Raw genomic sequence first — 23,216 nt, forward strand, 5'->3', positions numbered from 1 at the left:
CCACGCGGGGGCCGGCCTTCGTCATGGGTGCGGGACCTGCCGACCGACCGGGCCCGGGCATAGGTTGGACGGGTGACTGCGACTCCTGACATGACCTACCGGCAGCTCGGCGACAGCGGGCTCACCGTCTCGACCGTCGGCATCGGCTGCAACAACTTCGGTCGGCGCCTCGACCAGGACGGCACGAACGCCGTGGTGCGCCAGGCCCTCGACAGCGGCATCACGCTCTTCGACACCGCCGACATCTACGGCCAGGGCTCCAGCGAGGAGATGCTCGGCCTCGCTCTGGGATCTGAGCGTGAGAACGTCGTGGTGGCAACGAAGTTCGGCATGGACATGCAGGGCGCCAACGGCCCCGACTGGGGTGTGCGTGGGTCGCGCCGCTACGTGCGCAAGGCCGTCGAATCGAGCCTGCGGCGCCTCGGCACCGACTGGATCGACCTCTACCAGCTGCACAGACCCGACCCGCAGACCCCGATCGACGAGACGCTCGCGGCACTCGACGAGCTGGTCCGCGAGGGCAAGGTGCGCTACCTCGGCAGCAGCAACTTCACGGGATGGCAGGTCGTCGACGCGGACTGGACCGCGCGCGCCGCCGGGTCCTCGCGGTTCGTCTCGGCGCAGAACGAGTACTCCCTGCTCGAGCGTGACGTCGAGGACGAGGTCGTCCCCGCGTGCGAGCATGTCGGCGTCGGGCTGCTCCCGTTCTTCCCGCTCGCCTCCGGCCTGCTCACCGGGAAGTACCGTCGGGGCGAGCCGGCCCCCGAGGGCACGCGCCTGGCCGGGATGGCCGACCGGCTCGACGGCGCCGACTGGGACACGATCGAGGCCCTCGAGGCGTATGCCGCCCAGCGCGGTCTGCGCCCCATCGACGTCGCGATCGGCGGGCTCGCGGCCCAGCCGGCCGTCGCCTCGGTGATCGCGGGGGCGACGCGCCCCGAGCAGGTCGTCGACAACGTCCGGGCCGGCCTGTGGGAGCCCACCGCCGAGGACCTCGCCGAGCTCGACGCCGTCACCACCCCGCCCGCCTGACCCCCGCTTCACGTCGAGTGAGCGCCCCGTCCCACTCGAGTGAGCGCCCCGTCCCACCCCTTCCGTCGAGTGGCCCCGTCCCTCCGGGCGCACGCCCGCGATCGACGAGTGACCCCGCCGTCGCAGGCTCGGGAGGCGGGTGTGGGGGCGGGGCCACTCGTGTGGGGGTTGAGGGCGGCTCAGTCGACGGCCGGGTGGAGCGCAGGCCCGGTCGTGACGCCCTCGGCCGCGCGGGCCTTCTCGGCGTGCAGGGCGTGCCGGTAGAACCAGGCGCCGAGGATGCTGACGGCTCCTGCGGTCACCATGGCCACCTGTGTCGAGGTGCGCTCGGCGAGCAGGCCCAGGAGCGGGGCCGCGATGCCGAAGGCCACGGAGGCGACCATGGAGTTCATCGACAGGACCGTGGCGCGGTTGCGGGCCTGGGCCTCGCGGTGGAGCAGCGCGGAGTGGGCCGGACCGGCCGCGCCGTGCAGCAGGTACGTGACGCCGTAGGCGGCGATGAGCGCCGCAGGCCCCGCGACGAGTCCCATGACGACCGCGCCGAGGCCGTTGAGCACGCGGGCGGCGATCGCGGTGCGGGTGACGCCGATGCGGCGGCTCGACCATCCCGAGAGGGCCGCGCCGAGGGCGAAGACGGCCCATCCTGCGGCGGCCACCGGGCCCATGATCGCGCCGGCGCGCTCCTCGCCACCGACGAGCTCGGCGAGACGGATCGGCTGGAAGGTCTCGAAGACGATCATCGCCACCGACCAGAACACCTCGACGCAGACGATGCCGCGCAGCGCGCGGTTGCTCCGCAGCAGGCCCAGGCCGTCGCGCACGACGGCGGGAGCCTCCTTCGCGGAGGCGAGGGCGCGGCGGGCACCCGAGGCGTCGAGGTGCTCGGCGCCGCGCGGCTCGCGCAGGAGGACGAGGACGGCGACGAGGTGCACGACGTTGAGGGCGACGAAAACGGCGACGGGTAGGACGAGCGCCGACGCACCCGCGAACGGGTGCCACCAGACGAGGCCGCCGGAGACGAGGGCCCCAGAGGCGATCGCCCCGCCGAGCACGGTGCCCTGGGCCGCGAGGGCACCGTCGACGTCGGCGCCGGGAGTCGTGGCGTGCACCGTGTCGACGAACCACGCCTCGAGGGGGCCGGAGTCGAGGGCGCGGAAGATGCCGGTGAGCACGGCGCCCGCGAAGAAGGCCCAGAAGGAGTGCGCCACGAGCAGGATGCTGCTCGCGAGGACGTTGACGACGGCCGAGACGACGAAGACCGGCCGGCGGCCGAAGGCGTCCGCGAAGCCGCTCGTCGGCAGCTCGAGCGCGAAGATCGTCAGCCCGGCGGCGGACGAGATGGTCATCGCCTGCGCCACGGTGAGGCCTCGCTCCAGCTGCCACAGGGTGAGCAGGCCGACGACGAGCCCGACCGGGAACCACCGGGTGAAGCTCAGGGCGAGGAAGACGCGGCGGGCCGCAGTGGGGGAGAGCAGGGTGTCCCGAGGGCTCATCGGGCTCAGTCCTTCGTCGTCGTCGTCGGGGGTCGGTCGAGGTCGAGCGGGTAGGCGAAGGCGTAGACGGCGATCCGCCGCGCCTGCGGGTTGCCCTGTCCGACGCGGCGGTAGCGCTCGATGAGGTCCCACATCTCCTCCCGCATCGCCTCGAGGGACTCGGCGGTGACGAGCACGGCCGCGTCGCTCGAGCCGCAAGCGTCCTGCCACGCGGTGGGCCACGTCGTCGAGACGTCGAGCCACTTGTCGTACTGCTCGCTGAAGTGGCGGGCGTAGTCGCGCGTGAGCCAGTTGAGGGCGGTCTCGGAGTCCTCGTCACCCTCGAAGTCGCTCGGGTGCCAGGAGTGGTACTCGGAGCTCGCGCGCCACAGCCGGCGCTTGCCCTCGCCCTCCTCGGTGTCGTGGACGAGCCCGACCGACTCGAGCTTGCGCAGGTGGTAGCTCGTGGCGCCGGAGTTGGTGCCGAGGAGCGTGGCGAGGTCGGTCGCGGTCGACGGGCCGCCTCGGCGCAGCGCCCCGAGCAGGCGTGACCGCAGCGGATGGGCGAGGACGCGCACGCTCTCCGGCGTGAGCCAGACGTTCTCGTCCTCCGAGGGCCCGGACGACGCGGTCGGGGAGGGGTTCGAGGGATCCTGTGCAACCATAGTGTGCACAATACCTCTGCACACTTCATGTGCACAAGATCTATGCACGGAGGTCTCGATCTGCCATCCGTGCAGGTCAGGCCCTGTTTTCGGTGTCCGTGTCCGTGATTTGGGCGCAGGCACGCGACCCCGTAACATGGATGAAGTTGTGCACCGGGCCGTCAGGCGAACCCGTCATCCCCACCTCGTGGACGAGACGGGCGACGCGGACCGAGCCCAGCGGCATTCACTGCTCCACCATTTTCAGAAGCGAAGGCAGACTCCATTGCGCACGTACACCCCGAAGCCCGGCGAGGTCACTCGCACGTGGCACGTCATCGACGCGACCGACGTCGTGCTCGGCCGTCTCGCGAGCCAGGCCGCTGTCCTGCTCCGGGGCAAGCACAAGCCGCAGTTCGCACCGCACGTCGACACCGGTGACTTCGTCATCATCATCAACGCCGACAAGGTTGCCCTGACCGGCGCCAAGCTCGAGCAGAAGAAGGCCTACCGCCACTCGGGCTTCCCGGGCGGCCTGCGGTCGACCTCCTACACCGAGCTGCTCGCCAAGAGCCCCGAGAAGGCCGTCGAGAAGGCCATCCGCGGCATGCTCCCGAAGAACTCGCTGGCCCGCCAGCAGCTCTCCAAGCTCAAGGTCTACCGCGGTGCCGAGCACCCGCACGCGGCCCAGCAGCCCGTCCCCTTCGAGATCACCCAGGTTGCGCAGTAAGCCCCCGGCTGCTGCGTAGAAAGCGACAAGACACGTGACTGACATCGTGAACGAGGAAGTCCTCGACACCGACGAGCCCGAGCTGACCGAGTACACCTCGGAGTCCGACGGCTCCGTCGCCGGCGAGCCGAAGCGCGCCCGTGAGGTCTCGACCCCCGGCGCTGCGACCGGTCGCCGCAAGCAGGCCATCGCCCGCGTGCGCATCGTCCCCGGCACCGGCGAGTGGAAGATCAACGGCCGCACCCTCGACGCCTACTTCCCCAACAAGGTGCACCAGCAGATCGTCAAGGAGCCCCTGACGCTCCTCGAGCTCGACGGCTCCTACGACGTGCTCGTCCGCGTGCACGGCGGTGGCCCCTCCGGCCAGGCCGGCGCGGTCCGCCTCGGCGTCGCCCGCTCGCTGAACGGCATCGACGAGGAGCTCAACCGTCCCGCCCTCAAGAAGGCCGGCTTCCTCACCCGTGACCCCCGCGTCCCGGAGCGCAAGAAGGCCGGTCTCAAGAAGGCCCGCAAGGCTCCCCAGTACTCCAAGCGCTGATCTGGCTGCCTCAGCTGGTTGCACGAAGGCCCCCGAGCACTGCTCGGGGGCCTTCGTCGTTCCCGAGGGCGTATGCCGCCGGGCCGGGTCGGTGACGCGTCAGCCCACCGTGGCGTGGCTGAGGTCGCACCGGTTGGTGTCGTTGGACCACGTGGCCTGCATCGCGAAGCTGCCGGACGTCGTCGAGACGTTGCCCGCGCCGCCCGCGCTGCCCGGTGCGATCCACGCGCACTCGTCGGCGTTCTCCTGACCGGAGTAGGTGCGCGACGTCGTGTTCGTCCATCCGCCGGCCGGGTTCTGGTCGGTGATCGTCTCGGCGTACTCGTGGCCCTCGACCATGGAGTAGCCGTCGTCGGTGCCCGCGGCGCCGGTGTTGACGAAGTTCTGCCCGCAGCTCGTGCCCATGTCCATGACGTAGGGCATGTTCGTGAAGGCGATGTCGCCGTACGGGCTGGTCGACCCGACGTAGGGGTCACCGTTGTAGTCGTGCCAGGCGCAGAACTGCCCGGACGAGGTGTTGAAGCCGTCCGGGTGCGTGCCGGTCGGGGAGAGGACGACGTACTGCGCGTCGCGGTTGCTGGCGGCGGTGGTGTTGCCGAAATGCCCTGCGGCGCGGACGGCTTCGTCGCCGAGCTGCTTGGCCGTGGCGTTCGCGGGCGCCGCGACGGACGGGTCGAACCACACGCCGGCGAGGGCCCCACCGGTCGGGTAGCGCACGTGCGCAGCGCTCGACGGGCAGGAGGTCGCGCCCTTGGCCACGAGCGGACCGTCGCAGTACTGCGTCATGACGCCCGACCAGGCCTCGCCGCCCGTCCCCAGGCTCTTGAAGAGCTTCTGGACGACCGGGGCCCCTGACTTCGGGTCGCCGGTGAAGGTCAGGTTGCCGCCGGCGTCGGTGCCCTGGCTGCCCCACTGGCTGCCGTAGAACACGAGGTAGACCTTCTCGGCGCCGCCGCTCGTGACGCCGATCCCGTCGACGCCGCCGCCGTAGGAGAGCGTCTTGGCCTGCGTGGGCCGCGCCCCTTTGGTCTGGGCCTCCCACCGGTGCATCTGGGTGTTGAGCTCGCGGGTCGGCACCGCGCCGTGGCGGTAGGGGTGGCCGTAGGCCGGAGAGTACGGGTTGGTCACCCCTGCGCCGGACGCGCCGGCAGCGGGCGCGGACGTGCTCGGTGCCGCGGCGGACGCGCCGAGCGCCGTCGCCACGCTGAGGACGGTGGCGGCGGTGGCGGTGGCGGCGACCAGTCGCCGTGAACGTCGAGTGCTCATCGAGTGCCTCTCTGGGAAGGACCCGGGAAGGCCCGCGGGTGTCGGGCCCCGGGATGGCCACATCGTCGCGGGGTGCGTCTGTGAAGTGGATGGGAGCCACCTGCCAGTTCCCTGCCACTTTCCGGCACGATCAGAGCGGGTATGTCCGTTGTGACCGTTTCGGGCTCCGCCGGATGGCCGTATGCCGTGGGGGCGGTATCGTCGTGCGAGCACATCAGCCGGCCCAGTGGGTCGGACCCATCGGGAAGGCACACAAGCGTGGCTCGACTCTTCGGCACGGACGGCGTCCGTGGTGTGGCGAACAAGGACATCACCGCCGAGCTCGCGCTCGACCTCTCCGTCGCCGCGGCGCACGTCCTCGGCGAGGTGGGCGCCTTCAACGGTCACCGCCCCGTCGCCGTCGTCGGCCGCGACCCCCGGGCGTCCGGCGAGTTCCTCGCGGCCGCCACGGTGGCCGGCCTCGCCTCGGCGGGCATCGACGTGCGCGACGCGGGCGTGCTGCCCACACCGGCGATCGCCTACCTCGTGGGCGAGCAGGACGCCGACCTCGGTGCCATGCTCTCGGCGTCGCACAACCCGATGCCCGACAACGGCATCAAGTTCTTCGCCCGGGGCGGGCACAAGCTCGCCGACGACCTCGAGGACCGCATCGAGGCCCGGCTGCGCGACGAGTGGCAGCGTCCCACGGGCGGTGACGTCGGCCGCATCACGCCCCTGCTCGACGGCGCGGACCGCTACGTCGCGCACCTGCTCTCGGTGCTGCCGCACCGGCTCGAGGGCCTGCACGTCGTCGTCGACGCCGCGCACGGGGCTGCGTCGGAGGTCGCCCCGCGCGCCTTCCGCGAGGCCGGCGCGCAGGTGACCGTCATCGGCGGCGAACCCGACGGGCTCAACATCAACGACGGCTACGGCTCCACGCACCTCGAGCACCTCAAGGAGACCGTCGTCTCGGTCGGCGCCGACTTCGGCATCGCCCTCGACGGCGACGCCGACCGCTGCCTCGCCGTCGACGCCGCCGGCCACGAGGTGGACGGCGACCAGATCATGGCGATCCTCGCGCTCGCCATGAAGGAGCAGGGCGTGCTGCGCGGCGACACGCTCGTCGCGACCGTCATGTCCAACCTCGGCATGATCCAGGCTCTCGGCGGCGCCGGCATCAAGGTGCTGCAGACCGCTGTCGGCGACCGCTACGTCCTCGAGGGGATGAAGTCCGGCGGCTACGCGCTCGGCGGCGAGCAGTCCGGCCACGTCGTCATGCTCGACCACGGCACGACAGGCGACGGCACCCTCACCGGGCTCATGCTCGCCTCACGGGTCGCTGCGACCGGCCGGACGCTCGCCGACCTCGCCGGCATCATGACCCACTTCCCGCAGGTGCTCGTCAACGTCAAGGACGTCGACAAGTCGGCCCTCGAGGCCAACACGGCCGTCGCCGACGCCGTGCGTGCGGCCGAGGGAGAGCTGGGGGAGAGCGGTCGGGTCCTGCTACGCAAGTCCGGCACCGAGCCGGTCGTCCGCGTCATGGTCGAGGCCGCCGACGGCGACCAGGCCCGCACGCTCGCCGACCGCCTCGTCGGGGTCGTCAGGGCCGAGCTGTCGCTCTGAGCCCGCCGGACGGCATACGCCCTCGGGTTTCCGGTCGAAACCGGGTCGAGGGCGGAGCCGCTGCTGCGTAGGGTTCAGGCCATGCCCGACGAGACCCCGGCCGCCAACCCGCTGCTCGCCCCGAGCCCGCTGCCCCACGGGCTGCCGCCCTTCGCCCTGATCCGTGACGGGCACTACCGCGAGGCGTTCGACCGCGGCATGGCCGAGCACCTCGCCGAGGTCGAGGCGATCGCGGCCGACCCGGCGCCCGCGACCTTCGAGAACACCCTCGTCGCGCTGGAGCGCTCGGGGCAGACGCTGAGCCGGACGAGCCTGGCCTTCTTCGGGACGTCGAGCTCCCTCGCCACCGACGCCGTGCAGGCGATCGAGGAGGAGTATGCGCCGCGTCTCACCGCGCACGCCGACGCGGTCCGGCTCGACCCGCGCCTCTACGCCCGGATCCGGGCCGTCCACGACGACGAGGTGGCGATGGCCGCCCTCGACCCGGAGTCGCGACGGCTCGTCGAGCGGCACCTCACCGAGATGACCGTCGCCGGGGCCGGGCTCGACGAGAGCGCGAAGGACCGCCTGCGTGAGCTCAACGGGCGGCTCGCGAGCCTCGGCACCCAGTTCGAGAAGCGCCTGCTGGCCGACTCCAACGACCTCGCCGTCCTCGTCGACGACGTGGCGGCGCTCGACGGGCTGACCGCCGGCGAGATCTCGGCCGCCGCGGCGGCTGCGGCCGAGCACGGGCACGAGGGGGCCTGGCTGCTCACGCTCGTCCTGCCGACCGGGCACCCGCACCTCGCCTCGCTCACCGACCGGGACCTGCGCGGCCGGCTCCACGAGGCGCAGGGCTCCCGCGGCAACCGCGACAACGCCAACGACACCAAGGCCCTCGTCCTCGAGACCGTCCGGCTCCGGGCCGAGCGGGCCCGGCTCCTGGGCTACGACACGCATGCCGCCGCGGCGCTCGCCGACTCCACGGCGCGCACCCCCGAGCGCGTCATGGACCTGCTGGGGCGCCTCGCCCCGGCCGCGGCCCGCAACATCGAGGCCGAGCGGGCGCTGCTCGAGGACGAGGCGGGCCATCCGGTCGAGGCGCACGACTGGGCCTTCTGGGCCGAGAAGGTCCGTGCGTCGAGGTATGCCGTCGACCTCGCGGCGATGCGGCCCTACTTCGAGGCCGAGCGGGTGCTCCACGACGGGATCTTCCACGCGGCCGGGCTGCTCTACGGCCTGACCTTCCACGAACGGGACGACCTCGAGGGCTACCACCCCGACGTCCGCGTCTTCGAGGTGCACGACGCCGACGGGACGCCCTTCGGGCTCTACCTGCTCGACCTCCACACCCGCGACACGAAGAAGGGTGGGGCGTGGATGAACAGCCTCGTCCACCAGAACACCCTGCTGGGCCGGACGAGCGCCGTCGTGTGCAACAACCTCAACGTCCCCAATCCCGGTCCGGGTGAGCCGACGCTGCTCACCTACGACGAGACCCGCACGTTCTTCCACGAGTTCGGGCACGCGATCCACGGCCTGCTCGCCCGGGTCACCTACCCGCACTTCGCCGGGACCCGCGTCTTCCGCGACTTCGTCGAGTACCCGAGCCAGGTCAACGAGATGTGGATGCTCTGGCCCGAGGTGCTCGGGAGCTATGCCGTCCACCACGAGACGGGGGAGCCGCTGCCGCAGGAGCTCGTCGACCGGCTCGTCGCCGCGCAGACGTTCGGAGAGGGCTTCGCGACGGGCGAGTACCTCGCTGCAGCGCTGCTCGACCAGGCGTGGCATGCCATCGACGTCGAGGAGGCCTCGCGCGTCACGGACGTCGAGGCCTTCGAGGCGTCCGCCCTGGCCGCGGTCGGGCTCGCGAACCCGCTCGTGCCGCCGCGCTACCGGTCGACGTACTTCGCGCACACCTTCTCGTACGCCTACGACGCGCAGTACTACGCCTACATCTGGAGCGAGGTGCTCGACGCCGACACCGTCGCATGGTTCCGCGAGAACGGCGGCCTGACCCGCGCCAACGGCGACCACTACCGCCGGCACGTCGTCGGGATCGGGGGCGCGGCCGACCCGCTCGAGTCCTACCGCGAGTTCCGGGGCGCCGACGCCGACATCCGGCACCTCATCGAGCGGCGCGGTCTCGGCTGACGGGGGCACCGGCCGGCGCGCTGCTGGCAGACTCGGCCCGTGAGCCACGTCAACGTCGTGCCCCTGTCGCGGCGCATGCAGCCCCGTGACCCCCACGAGCCGCATCGCGTCGCGACCCCGCTCGAGCTGCTCTTCGACCTCGTCTTCGTCGTCGCGATCGCGAGTGCCGCCGCGCAGTGGCACCACGGCCTCGCAGAAGGACATCTCGGCGACCTCGTCAACTTCGTCATGGTCTTCTTCGCCATCTGGTGGGCGTGGATGAACTACACGTGGTTCGCCTCGTCGTACGACTGCGACGACGTGACGTACCGCCTGCTGACCTTCGCCATCATGGCCGGCTCGCTCATGCTCGCCGCGGGCATCCCCGAGCTCTTCAGCACGGAGCAGTCGGGACTCGTCGTCGGCGGCTACGCCGTGATGCGCTTCGCGATGGTGGCCATGTGGCTCCGCGCGGCGGCCGGCCACCCCGAGGGGCGGCGCACCGCGCTGACGTATGCGTCGGGCATCGCGATCGTGCAGGTGCTGTGGATCGCCCGGCTGCTCCTGAACGGGCAGACGGCGCTGCTCGTGTCGTTCTTCGCCCTCGTCGTCCTCGAGCTGCTCGTGCCCATCGTGGCCGAGCGGCACGGCATCACGCCGTTCCACCCGCACCACATCGCCGAGCGCTACGCCCTGCTGACGATCATCGTGCTCGGCGAGGTCATCCTCGCCTCGGTGCAGGCGGTCCAGGGGGCGCTGGAGCAGGGCGCGGAGGCCGGGCTGCTCGCCATCGTCGTCGGCGGGCTGCTCATCGTCTTCTCCATGTGGTGGCTCTACTTCAAGCGCGAGCACGCGGGTCTCTTCGAGGGCGGCATCCGGAGCACGTTCGTCACCGGCTACGGCCACTACCTCGTCTTCGTCTCGGTGGCGGCGACCGGGGCGGCGCTCGCGGCCGCCGTCGACCTCGTCCAGGGCGAGGCGCACACGACGGACCGTGTCGTGGGGGTGGCGCTCGCCGGTGCGGTGGCCGTCTACGTGTGGTGCCTGACGGCCATGCACGCGATGGCGGGAGCGCCCGTCGTCGAGACCCGGGTGGGCGTCGTCGTCGGGCTCGTCCTGCTGGGCGTCGCCGCCATCGGCCCGCCGGTGGGCTTGACGGTGCTGACGACGGGGCTCGTGCTGGCCGCCGCCGTCGCGCACCACGTCTGGACCACGCGCGCGGTCACCTGACCCACGACCGGGAGCGGGTCAGGCGACGGGCCGGAGCAGTCCGGAGTCGACGTCGTAGATGAAGCCGGCGACCTCGACGCCCTCGGCGATGAGCGGGTGAGTGCGCACCCTGGCGAGGTCCTCGCGCAGGGCGCGCTCCTGGTCGGCGATGGCGTGGAACGTCATCCACGACGCGTCCTTGCCGGCGCTCGCACCGACACGTTCGCGCAGCTCGGCCTCGCTGTTCGACGCCATGGCGCACCGGGTGTGGGGCACGACGAGGATGCGGTCCACATTGAGCAGGTGGGTGGCGAGGACGAGCGCCTCGAGGGCCTCGGAGGCCACGCGCCCGCCCGGGTTGCGGAAGATCTTGGCGTCGCCCGGCTTGAGGCCGACGAGGCCGAGGGGATCGATGCGGGAGTCCATGCACGTGACGATCGCGACGCCGGCCTGGGCGATGCCGTCGAAGCCGGCCATCTCGAAACGGTCGGCATAGGCGCGGTTGGCGGCGAGAAGGTCGTCGAATCCCGCTCCCGCAGAGGCGTTCTCGCTCATATCTGTCCTTTCGGTCATTGGAGTCCGGGTCGCTTCGAGATGGTGAAGGCCATCGGCTTGCTCACCTCGGCGAAGAAGTCGTTGCCCTTGTCGTCGACGACGATGAAGGCGGGGAAGTCCTCGACGTCGATCTTCCACACCGCCTCCATGCCGAGCTCTTCGTACTCGAGCACCTCGACGTGCTTGATGCAGTCCTGGGCCAGCCGGGCCGCCGGGCCGCCGATCGAGCCGAGGTAGAAGCCGCCGTGTGCATCGCACGCCTCGGTGACCTGCTTGCTCCGGTTGCCCTTGGCGAGCATCACCTTGGACCCGCCGGCGGCCTGGAACTGGTCGACGTAGGAGTCCATCCGCCCGGCGGTGGTGGGCCCGAACGAGCCGGACGGCATACCTTCTGGCGTCTTGGCGGGGCCGGCGTAGTAGACGGGGTGGTCCTTGAGGTACTGCGGCATCTCCTCGCCCGCGTCGAGCCGCTCCTTGATCTTCGCGTGCGCGATGTCGCGCGCGACGACGAGCGGCCCGGTGAGCGAGAGCCGGGTCTTGACCGGGTGCCGGGCGAGCTCGGCGAGGATGTCGTCCATCGGCTGCGTCAGGTCGACCTTGACGACGACGTTCTTGCTGATCGAGCTGACACCCATCGCGTCGTCCTCGTGCTCGCCGAGGTCGACGGCGCCGGCGTCGGGAAGGAAGCGTGCCGGGTCGGTCTCGAGCTGCTCGATGAAGACGCCCTCGGCGGTGATCTTGCCGAGCACCTGCCGGTCGGCCGAGCACGAGACGGCGATGGCCACCGGGAGGCTCGCGCCGTGTCGGGGGAGGCGGACCACGCGCACGTCGTGGCAGAAGTACTTGCCGCCGAACTGGGCTCCGATGCCGAACTGGCGGGTCAGCTCGAGCACCTTCTCCTCGAGCTCGGTGTCGCGGAAGCCGTGGGCCGTCAGCGACCCTGAGGTGGGCAGCGTGTCGAGGTACTTCGCCGACGCGTACTTGGCTGTCTTCAGGGCGAACTCGGCGCTCGTGCCGCCGATGACGATGGCGAGGTGATAGGGCGGGCAGGCCGCCGTGCCGAGGGAGCGGAGCTTCTCGTCGAGGAAGCGCATCATGGCGTCCTCGTTGAGGATCGCCTTCGTCTCCTGGTAGAGGTAGCTCTTGTTGGCCGAGCCGCCGCCCTTGGCCATGAAGAGGAACTTGTACTGCGCCTCGTGGCCGGGCAGCGTGTCGGCGTAGAGCTCGACCTGCGCCGGCAGGTTGGAGCCGGTGTTCTTCTCCTCCCACGTCGTGAGGGGGGCCATCTGCGAGTAGCGCAGGTTGAGGCGGGTGTACGCGTCGTAGACGCCCTCGCTGATCGCCTGCTCGTCGGTGCCCGGCGTCAGCACGTGCTGGCCCCGCTTGCCCATGACGATCGCGGTGCCGGTGTCCTGGCACATCGGCAGCACGCCACCGGCCGCGATGTTGGCGTTCTTGAGCAGGTCGAGCGCGACGAACTTGTCGTTGTTGCTGGCCTCGTCGTCCTCGAGGATGTTGCGCAGCTGCTGCAGGTGCGCCGGGCGCAGGTAGTGGGCGATGTCGTGCATCGCCGTCTCGGTCAGCAGCCGCAGCGCCTCCGGGTCGACCTCGAGGAACGTGCGCCCCCCCGGCCCGTCGACGGCGCGCACGCCCTCGGTCGTCAGCAGCCGGTAGGGCGTCTCGTCGGCGCCGATGGGCAGCAGGTCCTCGTAGGCGAAGTCGGCCACGAAACGCTCCTTGCGATACAGGTGGGCTCGAGCTGGTCGGGCGTATGCCGCCGAGCCCCACGGCATACGACAGTCCCCTCCCAGCCTAGTGACGGCCGGGAGGGGACTGGCGAGCAGGTCGGTGCGCGAGCGCCGAGGCGGGTGCCTCAGCCCTTGACGGCGCCGGAGGTCATGCCGCGGACCATGAACCGCTGCAGGGTGAAGAACACGATCATCGGGACGACGATCGAGATGAACGCGCCAGCCGTCAGGAGCTCCTGGCCCTGGCCCTGGGTGCCGAGGAGCTGCTGGAGCTTGACGATGACGGTCGTGTTCTCGCTCTTGAGGAACAGCTTGGCGATGAGCAGGTCGTTCCACACCCAGAGGAACTGCAGCGTCGCGAACGCCGCGATGGCCGGGATCGACATCGGCGCGACGAGCCTCCAGAAGGTCTGGAAGTGGCTGCACCCGTCGATCTTGGCCGACTCGACGACGCTGCGCGGGAGCGTGCTCATGTAGTTGCGCAGGGTGTAGATGCACAGCGGCATGCCGAAGCCCGTGTGCAGCAGCCACACCGAGATGTACTCCCCGCTGATGCCGAGGCCGCGCGGCCCGAGGAGGTTGAGCATCGGCTGGAAGGCCACCTGGATGGGGACCACCATGACGGCGATGATGAGCAGGAAGAAGAACTCCTTGAACCGGAAGTCCATGAAGGTGAACGCGTAGGCGGCGAACGCCGCGAACATGATCGGGATGACCGTCGCCGGGATGGCGACGACGATGCTGTTGATGAAGCCCGAGCTGAGGTCGGCCCCGGTCCAGGCGCCCGAGTAGTTGCTCGTCGTCCAGTCGGCGCTGAACGGGTTGAAGAGCGCCGTCCACCAGCCCGAGCCCGCGGCGTCGTCGCGGGTGCGGAACGAGGTGACGAGCAGGCCGATGGTCGGGATCGTCCAGAGCAGCGCGAGGACGCCCATCGTGACCATCGAGAACGGGCTACGAGGCCGCCCGTCCTTCATCAGTGAGCGGCTCATCGGTTGGCCTCCTCGTCGCGGAAGTGCTTGATCTGGTACCAGATGAGCGGTGTCACCGCGATGAGCAGAACGACGACGATGGCCGTCGCCTGTCCGGCCTCGCTCGCTGCGAACAGCTTGTTGAAGAAGAGGTTCGCGATGACGTTGGTGCCATAGGCGCCGTTCGTCGTGACGTAGACGATGTCGAAGACCTTGAGGACGGTGATGAAGACCGTGACGAAGACCGTGATGATCGTGCCGCGGATCTGCGGGATGACGACGCGCCAGAAGATCTGCACCTCACCGGCCCCGTCGATGCGCGCCGCCTCGATGGTGTCCTCGGGGACACCCTTGATGGCCGAGGAGAGCAGCACCATGGCAAACCCGACCTGCAGCCAGATGAGGATCACCATGAGCAGGATCGAGTTGAGCTTGGCGGTCGAGATCGCGAGCCACGTCTGCGGGTCGCCGCCGAGACCGACCCAGATCGCGTTGAGCAGTCCGGTCTGGGTCTGCCCCGGGTTGTTGTAGGCGTAGACGAGGCCCCAGATCGCGGACGCGCCGACGAAGGAGATCGCCATCGGCAGGAAGACGAGGCTCTTGGCCGTCTTCTCACCGGTCGCGGAGAGCTTGTCGGCGAGGACCGCGACGATGACGCCGAAGGCGACGACGATCGCGGGCACGATGAGCAGCCACAGGACGTTGTTGCCGATCGAGCTCCAGAACTCGGGGTCGGCGAAGATCGTCTTGTAGTTCTGCAACCCGACGTAGGCCGTGCTGTCGGAGTTGGCGAACGAGTAGTTGATCGTCTGGAACGTCGGGTAGATGAGCATGAGCGCGACGAGGAGCAGCCCCGGCAGCAGGAAGGCGTAGGGGATCGCGCCCTCCGACAGCCGCCGCGGCAGCGACTCGACGAACATGTTGAGGAAGAAGAACAGTAGGGCGGCACCGCCGACGCCGCCGATGATGGCGAGCACGCCGATGATGAACTTGTTGTTCCCGAACCACTGCGGGTAGTAGGCGAAGGCGAGGAAGAGGTTGGCCAGGCCCCAGACCATCGCGATCATCCCCACGAGGCCGAGCACGAGCTTGGCCGGGTTGGTCCGCAGGTGGGCGTCAGGGTCGTCCCCGGTGCGCATTCGCTGTCGCGGCGCTGCCGCGCTGGTGTCGGCGGTCATGACTTGGGCCAAGCCGCTTCGATGTTGTCAGCCGTCTGCTGAGAGGACTGACCGTTCTCCCACTTGACCATTTCCTTCCAGAAGACGTCCGAGCCGATGGACTTGGGCATGAGGTCGGAGCCGTCGAAGCGGAGCACGCTCGCCTTGTTGGCGATGAGCGCGATCTTTTTCGTCGTCTCGTTGGGGTAGTTGCTGAGGTCGAAGGTCTTGTGGGGCGAGAGCCACCCGCCGGCCTTGGCCCACGGGCCGCCGAACTTGTCGGAGGTGAGGAACGCCATGACCTTCTGGGCGTCAGGGTCGTTGCCGTTGAAGAGGGCTGCGAGGTCACCGCCGCCGAGAATCGCCTGGCCGTCGTAGCCGCCGGCGAACTTCGGGAAGACGTAGATGCCGACCTGGTTGTCGAGGTCCGCCTGGACGTTCTTCGGGTAGAACGTCGTGGCGAAGTTGCCCTGGCGGTGGAGCATGCACTTCGGCGGGTTTGCGAAGGCCGGGGTCATGGCGTCGCCGAACGCGGTGTTGAGCACGCCCTTCGTGCCGCCGAGGACCATGTTCGGGTCCTTGTTGAACTTGGCCGCCTCGTCGAGGGCCTTGACGACCTTCGGGTCGTTGAACGGCATCCGGTGCGAGGTCCAGTCGTCGTAGACGGTGGGTCCGTACATGCGGAGCATGAGCTCCTCGACCCAGTCGGTCCCGACCCAGCCGGTGGCCTGGTCGGACTCCCAGCCGATGCACCAGGGCGTGATGCCGGTGGCGGCAATCTTGTCGGCGACGTCCGTCCGGAGCTGCTGGATGGTGTCGGGCGACTGGTTGTAGCCGCCCTTCTCGTAGGCAGCCTTCGGGTACCACACGATGCTCTTGACGGCGTTGCGCATCGGGGCGCCGTAGACGCGGCCCTTGTAGCGACCCGCGTCGAGGAAGCCGGGGAGCAGCGTGCCCTGGAGCTTGTCATAGTCGAGGTAGGTGTCGATCGGCTGCACCTTGCCCTGGGCTGCCATCTCGATCATGCCGCCGGGCTGCGGGAAGAGACCGATGTCGGGGGAGTCGCCCGAGCTGACCTTCTGCTTGATCGTCGTCGTGAAGTCCTGGTCGGAGGTGTACTTGATGTCGATGCCGCTGGCCTTCTCGAACTCCGCGAGCGAGGCGTTGAAGTTCTTCTCCTCGTCACCGCCGAAGGCGCCGAGGATCGTCACGACCTTGTCGCCGTCGGCCGATCCGCCGTCAGCGAACCCGCCACCGGCTCCTCCTGCCCCGCCGGAGCCGCCGGAGGCGTTGGGGTTCTGGAGGCAGCCGGTCAGCACGAGTGCAGCGGCTGCGACCACCCCGCCAGCCCTCAGTGCACGTCTTGGGATACCGCTCATGGTCGCTCCTCGTCGTTGAGTTGTGCGTCGATCCCCACCGATCAACGTGACCATGGTCACGTGGAACACCTCATTCCTACCGCGTCACCGCAGGCGGGTCTAGTGGGGTGACCTGCCCGTGACCTACCCGCGACACGCCGTCTCTGGACGGCCGGAAAACACGCACGACCCCCGGCGGGCCGGGGGTCGTGCGTGTTTCTGCTGTGAAAGGTGTGGCGACGGCGTCGTCTGGCCCGTTGGGTCAGACGCAGCGGCCGTTCTTGCACTCGTGGTCGAAGAGCGCCCGGGCGAGGACGGTGGTCATGTCGGCCGGGGACGGCGCCGCGTAGAAGTCGGAGTAGGTCATCTTCGAGATCTGCGACAGCGCCTTGGGGTCGACGTCGGGCCCGATGCCGATGGTCGTGATGGCGATCGGCTTGGTCGGGTCGCTCGCAGCGCGCAGGTTGGCCTTGAGCTGCTCGAGCGAGATGCCCTTCGGGTCCTCGTTGCGGCCGTCCGTGAGGATGACGACGGCGTTGACCCGGTTGGGGTCGTACTGCTGCTTGACCTTCTGGTAGGCGGCCCAGATCGTGTCGTAGAGCCCGGTACCGCCGCCGACGTTCTTGGCGAGGGTGCTCGCGGCCGTCGCGACGACGGCCCGGTGGGAGTCGTCGTCGAGGCGAGCGATGGGCGCGAGCTCGCGCCAGTCCTGGCCCTTGCCCCCCTTGTCGATGGAGAAGATCCAGAGCCCGAGCTTCGTCGTCTTGGGCAGGGCCGCCAGGGCGATGCCGGCCGCCTCCTGCGTGATGGCGACGCGGGTCGTGTCGCCGACCTTGTCGTTCATCGAGCCGGAGACGTCGAAGACGGACAGGATCGAGAAGTCGGTCGTCGCCGACTGCCAGACGTTGGTGGCGGCGGTGACGGTCTGTGCGTCGGGGCTCGGCCCGATCTTGACGTCGCCCACGCTGCCCGCCGGCGTCGGCATGGTGACGGGGACGGCCGTCGAGCGGATGCCGTACTGCGCGAAGATCTTGGCGGCGGTCGGCGTCATGAGGTAGGCACGGAGCAGCTCCACGGCCTGGTCGCGGACCGGGTCGGTCGCGACGTTGACGAGGGAGAACTCGAAGGCCGGAGTGCCTTCGCTCGGGGTGACCGACACCATCTTGTGGTCGGGGTAGAGGCGGTTGTGGTCGATGAGGTCGGCCTCGGACACCGGGAAGGCTGCCGCGGTCGCGGGGTCGGCGTTGTAGGCGCTGAAGAGGTCGTCGACCGAGGCGGCCGCACCCTTGGCGAGCTTGGGGATGACGACGCGTCCCTGCTCGTTGGACAGCTCCGGCAGGGCCGAGGCGAGCGTCAGCATGCCGGCCGTGGTCGAGCGGGGGTCGCTCATCCGGATCGGGCTGTCCGACGCGACGAGCTCGAGCCACTTCGGCTGGTCACCGAGCTTGTCGGCCTGGGCGGGGTCCATCGCGATGACGAGGGGGCTCTTGGCGAAGGCGCCCGCCGGTTTGGCGTTGAGCTTGGCGGCCTCGTTGACGCGCTCGACCCAGCGCGGGGAGTCGGGGATCCAGGCATCGGGCCGGTCCGGCTGCCCCTGGCCCAGACCGATCATGGCCTCGATCGGTGCCTTGCCCTTGACGACGTAGTCGACGCACGGGGAGTCCGGGTCGGCCTGGTACTCCTTGGCGAGCGCGAGCACCGCGGGCTGGGCCGCCTCCGACACCCAGACGGAGACCGGGGTGCGGTCGGGGCACGACTTGCCAGGGGTCGCCGTGAGGGCGGCGACGGGAGCCACCTCCCGGCCCTTCCACCAGACGAAGCCGCCGACGCCGGCCCCGGCGAGCAGCACGACGCCGAGCACGGCGGCGATGATGCGGTTGCGGCGAGCCGCGGCGATCCTGGCCTCGAGGGCCTTACGGTTGGCGCGGCTCTCGATGAGACTCTGCTCGTACGGGCCGACGGGGCGTTGTGGAGGGGTGGGGTTGGACACGAGGTTTCCTCACATGAGGACGCCCCGGCACCGGGGCGTCAGGGTGAACCACCGGCCAAAACTACCCGGCGAGTCGCGCAGAATGGTGCCCGACTGCTGGCCTTCTTGTCGAATGCCCGAATTGTCCTCAGGCCATGTCGTTTCGGGTCGGCGCATGGGCCCCGGCGCGCTCGACGGTGAGTGCTCCGGTGCGCAGCGCGCGCTCCACCGCGGGCACGACGTCGGCGAGGGACGCCGCCTGCAGACGGGTCCGCGCGTCCGGTCCGCCGAGCAGCCCGGCATCGATGAGGCCCGACACGAGCCCCGCCATGAACGAGTCACCGGCCCCGACCGTGTCGACGACGGTGACGGTGGGCGCCGGGAGCGCCTGCTGCTCGCCGGTGCGGGTGACGCGGACGACCGTGCCCTCGCCCCCGCGTGTCACGACGACGAGGGAGGGTCCGAGCTCACCCCATGCGCGGACGACGTCGTCGATGGCCTCGCCGGGGCACAGCCACTCGATGTCCTCGTCGCTGACCTTGACGACGTCGGACAGTGCGATCGAGCTCTCGATGGTGTGACGGGCCTGCTCGGGACGCCCCATGAGCGACGGCCGCGCGTTCGGGTCGTAGGACACGGTGGCGCCCAGCTCGCGGGCCGCGGCGAGGATCTCGCGCACCTGACCGCCCCCGGGCTCGAGGACGGCGGCGATGCTGCCCGTGTGGACGTGGCCGTATGCCGTGAGGCCGGGGACCGCGGCCACCTGCCACTCGAGGTCGAAGACGTACGTCGCGGCACCCGTGGCGTCGAGCGTCGCGTGCGCGACGGAGGTGAAGGGTGCACCCTGCGAGCCCGCCGTCAGGGCGACGCCGCGCTCACGGCATACGTCCTCGATGCGGCGACCGCGCTCGTCGGTCGCGATCCACGTCGCGAGGTCGACGGGGTGCTCGAGGGCCGCCAGGCCGAAGGCGACGTTGGCGGGGCTGCCGCCGACGTGCTCGGCCGTGTCGCCGCCGGCGGTCGTGACCGCGTCGACGAGGGCCTCGCCGACGACGAGGGTGCGGACGGGCGACGAGGGGGGCGTCGGGTCGGACATCGTGGCGGTCCTCACTCCTCGATCATGTCGGTGCTGCCGAACCAGCCCGGGCGGTCGAAGCGGTGCTCGCTGTCGATGGTGCGGATGGTGCCGCTGCGCGAGCGCATGACGAGGGAGTTGGTGCGCGCCGACTTCGCGCCGTAGCGCACGCCTCGGAGCAGCTCGCCGTCGGTGATGCCGGTCGCGACGAAGAAGCACTCACCGACGACGAGGTCGTCGGTGGACAGGACCCGCTCGAGGTCGTGACCGGCGTCGAGGGCCTTCTGGCGCTCCTCGTCGTCCTTGGGCCAGAGCCGGCCCTGGATGACGCCGCCGGTGCACTTGATGGCACAGGCGGCGATGATCCCCTCGGGGGTGCCGCCGATGCCGAGGAGCAGGTCGACACCGGTGCCCGGGCGGGCGGCCATGACGGCGCCGGCGACGTCGCCGTCGACGATGTAGCGGATGCGGGCGCCCGTGTCGCGGATCTGCTCGGCGAGGTGCTCATGGCGCGGCCGGTCGAGCATGACGACCGTGACGTCGGCCGGCGTCTCCTTCTTGGCCTTGGCGATGCGCCGGATGTTCTCGGCGACGGGGAGCCGGATGTCGACGACCTCGGCCGCCTCGGGACCGGTCGCGAGCTTGTCCATGTAGAACACGGCCGAGGGGTCGTACATCGCGCCCCGGTTGGCGACGGCCATGACGGCGACGGCGTTGTTCATGCCCTTGGCCGTCAGCGTCGTGCCGTCGATCGGGTCGACGGCGACGTCGACCTCGGGGCCGGTGCCGTCACCGACCTGCTCACCGTTGAAGAGCATCGGGGCGTTGTCCTTCTCGCCCTCGCCGATGACGACGACGCCGCGCATGCTGACGGTCGAGATCATGGCGCGCATCGCCTCGACGGCGGCACCGTCGGCCTTGTTCTTCTCGCCGCGGCCGACCCAGCGGCCCCCGGCCATGGCTGCTGCCTCGGTCACCCGGACCAGCTCGAGAGCGAGGTTGCGATCCGGCTGGCTGTGCTTCATCAAAGGTCCTCCGTCGGCGCAGAACGAGTCGGCGCCAGCCTATCGGTGGCCACACCCGCGTTTGGACCGCGTCCGGGAGTCGGGGACCATGGGGGCATGAACACCCCGTCGACGCCGTCGACACCCCCGGCAGAGACCACCCCCGCTCCGGCGACCGAGTCACCGGAGGCCGCAGGCCCCACCACGCCGGCCGCTCCGCCGAGCCGCTACTCGCTCGGGACCTTCCCCAACATGTTCCGCTCGATGTTCGTCATCGGGCTGTTCGTGCTCGCGCTCGTCGCGATCGTCCCCCGCATCACCCAGGTGCAGCGTCCGGCCGTCGACGCGGCCGGCAAGGCGAGCCAGGTCGCGGCGCAGACGTCGTGGCCGGTCCAGCTGCCGAAGGGCCTCGGCGACGGCTGGGTGCCGACCGTGGCGACGTATGCGCCGGGCACCGAGAAGGTCCAGACCTTCACGACGGTCTGGACGACCCCGAGCGGCAAGGACATCGCCCTGAAGCAGGCGGCGGGCGCGACCCAGGGCTGGGTCGCCCGCTCGGTCGACGACGGGGACGCCGCCGGCACCGTGACGGTCTCGGGGCGCACGTTCGAGAAGTTCGTCGCGAACGACGCGGGCCAGGTCGCCTACGTCGCCCGCGGTGACGGCGCTCGCGGGTTGACGCTCGTGGCGAGCGGCACCGCGCCCGAGGACGAGCTCAAGGCGTTCGTCGCGGCCCTCGCGCCCGTGACGCCCGCGCCCGGCGTGACCCCCGCGCCGTCGACCACGACCGGCTGACCCGACCCCGTCGAGCCCCGTCGGTCGAGGCCCGTCGGTCAGGGGCGGTCGGTCAGGACTCGTCGTCCTCGTCGAAGATCTCGTCGTCGGCGTGCAGCTCGCCGGTCGGTGCTGCGGGAGACGTCGGACGCGTCGTCCGCTCGATCTCGGCCTGGGCGCCGTCGAGCCACGTCGCGCAGTGCGCGGCGAGCGCCTCACCGCGACGCCAGAGGTGCATCGAGTCCTCGAGCGGGGCCTGCCCGGCCTCGAGCTGGGCGACGATCGCGATGAGCTCCTCACGGGCGTCCTCGTAGCGCATCCCGGCGATGTCAGGGAAGCCGTCGGTGGTCGTCGCGTCAGCCATGGGCGCCACCCTACGGCGTCGCGGCGTCGCCGCCGCCGGTCGGCTCCGGCGGGGTGGCGGGCCGCTTGCCCGCGCGGGGCGTGCGTGGCGAGGCCGCCTTCCGGGCAGGGGCGCTCGTCGTCTTCCGCGCCGCGGTCCTGCGCGTCGAGGCCTTCGGTGGGGCGTCCTCGGCGCCGGCGGTCACGGGGCGTACGCCGAAGTCGCCGCGAGCGACGCGGACCCGGAGCAGCTCGCCGACCCCGACGTCGTCCTGGTCCATGACGATCCGGCCGTCGCGGTGCTGCACGACGGCATACCCGCGCTCGAGGGTCGACTGGGGGGAGAGAGCCACGACCTGGCGACGGAGGTGCTCGGCCTGGTCGGCGGCGCGGTGCAGTCGGGCCTCGACGCGCGTCGTGGCCCGCGCCCGGAGGGCGGCGACCTCCTGACGACGCGCGCGGACCAGGGCGATCGGGTCGGCCATGACGGGACGGGAGACGAGGGAGCGCAGCCCGGACCGCTCGGCCTCCACCCGGCGCACGAGCGCGCGGCGCACGCGGTCGCGTGCCGCGTCGACGAGGGCGCGCTCGTGGGCGGCATCGGGGACGACCTTCTTGCCGGCGTCGGTCGGTGTCGAGGCCCGCCAGTCGGCGACGAGGTCGAGCAGCGGGGTGTCGACGTCGTGACCGATGGCGCTGATGACGGGGGTGCGGGCCTGGGCGACCGCACGGACCATCGCCTCGTTGGAGAAGGGGAGCAGCTCCTCGAGCGCACCACCACCGCGGGCGATGACGATGACGTCGACGGACGACATCGCGTCGAGCTCGCGCAGCGCCTCGACGACCTCGGTGACGGCCGACGTGCCCTGCACGGCGACCTCGCGGATCTCGAAGAGGACGGCGGGCCAACGGCGCCGGGCGTTCTCGACGACGTCCTTCTCGGCCGCGGAGTTGCGTCCGGTGATGAGGCCGACGCGGTGCGGGAGGAAGGGGATCGGTCGCTTGCGTCCCGCGTCGAAGACGCCCTCGGCAGCCAGCGTGCGCTTGAGGATCTCGACGCGGGCGAGGAGGTCGCCGATGCCGACGGGACGGATCTGGCGTGCCTCGAGCTGGAGGGTGCCGCGCTTGGTCCAGAACGTCGGCCTGGCCTGGAGCACGACCCGGGCGCCCTGGGCGAGCGGGATCGGCATGGCGTTGACGGCGTTCATCGGCACGGAGACCGACAGGGACATGTCGACGTCGGGGTCGCGCAGGGTGAGGAACGCCGTGCCGCCGCGTGGGTTGAACTGGACGACCTGGCCCTCGACCCACAGCTGGCTCATCCGGTCGACGTAGTCGGAGATCTTGAGGCTGAGCACCCGCACCGGCCACGGCTGCTCGGCCGTGGTGTCGGCGGCCTTGTCGGGCAGCGGGCTCGTCATGCTCACCCGCGTCACCCTAAAGGTGTTGCCGGGTCGATGTGACGCACCTGGCGTCGGCGCGGGTGATCCCCGAGCCTGACGAGACTGCGCGCTGGGTGGCCGACCGCTACGCGCTCGGTTCGGTCCGCTCGATGGAGTGGGTCGCACGAGGCACCATGGGCGAGGTCCACCGGCCCGTCACGGACCCGGGCGCGTATGCCGTCAAGCGGGCCTTCTGGCGCGAGGACCCTGACGACG

At 70.6% G+C, this 23,216-nt stretch carries 20 protein-coding genes; 7 read left to right on the top strand and 13 right to left on the bottom strand.

The window, feature by feature from the left end; all coding sequences use genetic code 11:
- The first annotated feature begins 90 nt into the window (after positions 1 to 90).
- Entirely contained in the window at positions 91 to 1,032 is a 942-nt protein-coding gene (locus AC1DW8_RS03085) for an aldo/keto reductase (protein WP_478091799.1), read from the top strand.
- Positions 1,033 to 1,211: 179 nt separating this feature from the next.
- On the opposite strand, the gene AC1DW8_RS03090 is transcribed toward AC1DW8_RS03085, so the two are convergent.
- Together AC1DW8_RS03090 and AC1DW8_RS03095 are read right to left on the bottom strand one after the other, a co-directional pair.
- Positions 1,212 to 2,525 carry an MFS transporter gene (locus tag AC1DW8_RS03090; protein ID WP_478091742.1) on the bottom strand — a complete coding sequence of 438 codons (1,314 nt, stop codon included), beginning with the start codon at positions 2,523 to 2,525 and terminating at the stop codon, positions 1,212 to 1,214.
- 5 nt (positions 2,526 to 2,530) lie between these two features.
- A complete protein-coding gene (locus AC1DW8_RS03095) occupies positions 2,531 to 3,169 on the bottom strand; it encodes a winged helix-turn-helix domain-containing protein (protein ID WP_478091744.1) in 639 nt (212 codons plus the stop codon).
- A gap of 265 nt (positions 3,170 to 3,434) precedes the next feature.
- On the opposite strand from AC1DW8_RS03095, the gene rplM reads away from it, so the two are divergent.
- The gene (rplM, locus tag AC1DW8_RS03100; RefSeq protein ID WP_020143191.1) at positions 3,435 to 3,878 is read left to right on the top strand and encodes a 50S ribosomal protein L13; all 444 of its coding nucleotides are present in this window, start codon (positions 3,435 to 3,437) and stop codon (positions 3,876 to 3,878) included.
- A 34-nt stretch (positions 3,879 to 3,912) separates the two neighbouring features.
- A complete protein-coding gene (rpsI, locus tag AC1DW8_RS03105) occupies positions 3,913 to 4,416 on the top strand; it encodes a 30S ribosomal protein S9 (protein WP_020143190.1) in 504 nt (167 codons plus the stop codon).
- A 99-nt stretch (positions 4,417 to 4,515) separates the two neighbouring features.
- Here rpsI and AC1DW8_RS03110 read toward each other — a convergent pair whose 3' ends face one another.
- On the bottom strand, positions 4,516 to 5,682 hold the full coding sequence (locus AC1DW8_RS03110; RefSeq protein ID WP_478091750.1) for a hypothetical protein: 1,167 nt from the start codon (positions 5,680 to 5,682) through the stop codon (positions 4,516 to 4,518).
- Between the two features lie 258 nt (positions 5,683 to 5,940).
- Here AC1DW8_RS03110 and glmM point away from each other — a divergent pair, with 258 nt between their 5' ends.
- The 3 genes from glmM (at position 5,941) to AC1DW8_RS03125 (ending at position 10,629) form a co-directional block, all read left to right on the top strand.
- Positions 5,941 to 7,287 carry a phosphoglucosamine mutase gene (gene glmM, locus AC1DW8_RS03115; RefSeq protein WP_056771011.1) on the top strand — a complete coding sequence of 449 codons (1,347 nt, stop codon included), beginning with the start codon at positions 5,941 to 5,943 and terminating at the stop codon, positions 7,285 to 7,287.
- 81 nt (positions 7,288 to 7,368) lie between these two features.
- Positions 7,369 to 9,420 carry a M3 family metallopeptidase gene (locus AC1DW8_RS03120; RefSeq protein WP_478091753.1) on the top strand — a complete coding sequence of 684 codons (2,052 nt, stop codon included), beginning with the start codon at positions 7,369 to 7,371 and terminating at the stop codon, positions 9,418 to 9,420.
- Between the two features lie 39 nt (positions 9,421 to 9,459).
- Complete coding sequence (locus AC1DW8_RS03125; RefSeq protein WP_200961743.1) at positions 9,460 to 10,629, top strand: low temperature requirement protein A; 1,170 nt, start codon at positions 9,460 to 9,462, stop codon at positions 10,627 to 10,629.
- Between the two features lie 18 nt (positions 10,630 to 10,647).
- On the opposite strand, the gene AC1DW8_RS03130 is transcribed toward AC1DW8_RS03125, so the two are convergent.
- From AC1DW8_RS03130 to glpX, 8 genes are all read right to left on the bottom strand, one after another.
- Positions 10,648 to 11,163 (bottom strand): beta-class carbonic anhydrase, encoded by a 516-nt coding sequence (locus tag AC1DW8_RS03130; protein WP_056771004.1) that lies wholly within the window; start codon positions 11,161 to 11,163, stop codon positions 10,648 to 10,650.
- 14 nt (positions 11,164 to 11,177) lie between these two features.
- Positions 11,178 to 12,890 (bottom strand): fumarate hydratase, encoded by a 1,713-nt coding sequence (locus tag AC1DW8_RS03135; protein WP_056771001.1) that lies wholly within the window; start codon positions 12,888 to 12,890, stop codon positions 11,178 to 11,180.
- A 146-nt stretch (positions 12,891 to 13,036) separates the two neighbouring features.
- Positions 13,037 to 13,900: a carbohydrate ABC transporter permease gene (locus tag AC1DW8_RS03140; protein ID WP_200958933.1), complete on the bottom strand. Its 864-nt coding sequence runs from the start codon at positions 13,898 to 13,900 to the stop codon at positions 13,037 to 13,039.
- Positions 13,897 to 15,057, bottom strand: coding sequence for a carbohydrate ABC transporter permease (locus AC1DW8_RS03145; RefSeq protein ID WP_327191899.1), 1,161 nt, complete (start codon positions 15,055 to 15,057; stop codon positions 13,897 to 13,899). Before AC1DW8_RS03145 ends, AC1DW8_RS03140 begins: the two co-directional genes overlap by 4 nt.
- Positions 15,054 to 16,415 (bottom strand): ABC transporter substrate-binding protein, encoded by a 1,362-nt coding sequence (locus AC1DW8_RS03150; protein WP_056770993.1) that lies wholly within the window; start codon positions 16,413 to 16,415, stop codon positions 15,054 to 15,056. The genes AC1DW8_RS03145 and AC1DW8_RS03150 overlap by 4 nt, the downstream gene beginning before the upstream one ends.
- Positions 16,416 to 16,656: 241 nt before the next feature.
- Positions 16,657 to 18,384 (bottom strand): substrate-binding and VWA domain-containing protein, encoded by a 1,728-nt coding sequence (locus AC1DW8_RS03155; RefSeq protein WP_478091759.1) that lies wholly within the window; start codon positions 18,382 to 18,384, stop codon positions 16,657 to 16,659.
- Positions 18,385 to 18,511: 127 nt separating this feature from the next.
- Positions 18,512 to 19,474 (bottom strand): carbohydrate kinase family protein, encoded by a 963-nt coding sequence (locus AC1DW8_RS03160; protein WP_478091761.1) that lies wholly within the window; start codon positions 19,472 to 19,474, stop codon positions 18,512 to 18,514.
- Entirely contained in the window at positions 19,471 to 20,463 is a 993-nt protein-coding gene (glpX, locus tag AC1DW8_RS03165) for a class II fructose-bisphosphatase (protein WP_056770987.1), read from the bottom strand. Before glpX ends, AC1DW8_RS03160 begins: the two co-directional genes overlap by 4 nt.
- A 96-nt stretch (positions 20,464 to 20,559) precedes the next feature.
- Between glpX and AC1DW8_RS03170 the strand changes: the two genes are divergently transcribed.
- On the top strand, positions 20,560 to 21,237 hold the full coding sequence (locus AC1DW8_RS03170) for a DUF4245 domain-containing protein (protein WP_478091766.1): 678 nt from the start codon (positions 20,560 to 20,562) through the stop codon (positions 21,235 to 21,237).
- A 52-nt stretch (positions 21,238 to 21,289) separates the two neighbouring features.
- Here AC1DW8_RS03170 and AC1DW8_RS03175 read toward each other — a convergent pair whose 3' ends face one another.
- Together AC1DW8_RS03175 and xseA are read right to left on the bottom strand one after the other, a co-directional pair.
- Positions 21,290 to 21,580, bottom strand: a complete 291-nt coding sequence (locus AC1DW8_RS03175; RefSeq protein ID WP_478091769.1) for an exodeoxyribonuclease VII small subunit — start codon at positions 21,578 to 21,580, stop codon at positions 21,290 to 21,292.
- Positions 21,581 to 21,590: 10 nt separating this feature from the next.
- A complete protein-coding gene (gene xseA / locus AC1DW8_RS03180; protein ID WP_478091802.1) occupies positions 21,591 to 22,979 on the bottom strand; it encodes an exodeoxyribonuclease VII large subunit in 1,389 nt (462 codons plus the stop codon).
- Between the last annotated feature and the right edge of the window lie 237 nt (positions 22,980 to 23,216).

The sequence above is a fragment of the Terrabacter sp. P2_E3 genome, assembly GCF_056403915.1.